The organism is Vibrio sp. 2134-1 (assembly GCF_033339495.1).
Window position 1 is genome coordinate 1 of sequence record NZ_JAWOUS010000144.1, and the last position, 1,034, is coordinate 1,034.

Consider the following 1,034-nt stretch of genomic DNA (forward strand, 5'->3'; position numbering starts at 1 on the left):
GATGGAATTTGAAGATCCACTCGGTGACGTTGAAGAAGTGACGCCATCGGAAGATCAATCGGTAGAAACTCTACCTTCAGAGGCTCAAGCTGTAGAAGGGCAACCAAAAACGGTGGTTCAAGCCGTTGAGGAAACTGTGCCAGCAGCGCAAGTACAACAGCCTGTTGTGATTCCTCAAGTGCAAGATCAATACGATCTGATTTATGAGTGGAATTCTACTTCGCAAAGTTAATCCGCGTTTGGGCATAGAATAAAGAAAGAGTCGCAATTGCGACTCTTTTTGTTTTTGAATCAGAGAAGTTATTTATTGAACTTCGCTTTTTCTTCTTTTTCTACTTGTGACAAGCGTTTGAGTTTAAGGCCTAGCTCTTTTCCTCGAGCACGAGCAAATAAAATAGTGCCAGCAAAACCAAGAGAGGTAAGCACCAGCTCAACCGCTGCAAACCACCGTTCACCACCGTCCACGTACAAGATAGTGAGGGCGTGCAAGAAATACAGCATCAAGACAAAGTTCGCCCATGCATGCGTGTAAGGTTTGCCCGCTAAGATGCCAGGTAACGGTAGCAATAACGGAATACACCATGCAATCGCGAGTGTTGTGCTACTCAGATGAGGGTGAGGAGATAAAGCGAGTTGCCAAATCGCGACCCATGCTAATAAAGCTAAGTTGCCGAACAAAGCGAGGTAGCGATACGTTTTTGCTTGAGCACCAAGAGGTGGTTGTTCTTCGAAAGAGTCAGACATCGATTCTCTATCCTTGAATTGATACCAATTCTACTGATTATTAATACTGGTATTAGTGACAAGCTTTGAGCTTTAACGCTGCTGTTGCTAGTCGTTTACCTAATTGTTGTGCCAGGCGAGTCTCCTCCGCTGTGAGACTTGGTTCGTGTCCTACACTGCTGGCACCGTAGGGTGTGCCACCAGATTGGGTCGAATGCAGCTCTGGTTCAGCGTAAGGAATACCAAGTACCATCATCCCGTGATGCAGTAGTGGCGTCATCATGCTTTGAAGTGTGGTCTCCTGACCGCCA

The 1,034-nt window shown here is 46.3% G+C and carries 1 protein-coding gene and 2 pseudogenes; 1 reads left to right on the forward strand and 2 read right to left on the reverse strand.

Features of this window, described 5'->3' with window-relative positions:
* Nucleotides 1–232, forward strand: a pseudogene (locus tag R7R78_RS24485) (DUF2066 domain-containing protein); the annotation flags it as partial.
* Nucleotides 233–300: 68 nt separating this feature from the next.
* On the opposite strand, the gene R7R78_RS24490 reads toward R7R78_RS24485, so the two are convergent.
* Nucleotides 301–744 (reverse strand): DUF2069 domain-containing protein, encoded by a 444-nt coding sequence (locus R7R78_RS24490; RefSeq protein WP_225474423.1) that lies wholly within the window; start codon nt 742–744, stop codon nt 301–303.
* A 52-nt stretch (nt 745–796) separates the two neighbouring features.
* A pseudogene (locus R7R78_RS24495) lies at nt 797–1,034 on the reverse strand (transcriptional regulator); the annotation flags it as partial.

Coding starts and splice junctions, on each gene's coding strand:
- R7R78_RS24490 (WP_225474423.1), bottom strand. CDS start 744: ATGTCTGACTCTTTCGAAGAACAACCACCTCTTGGTGCTCAAGCAAAA.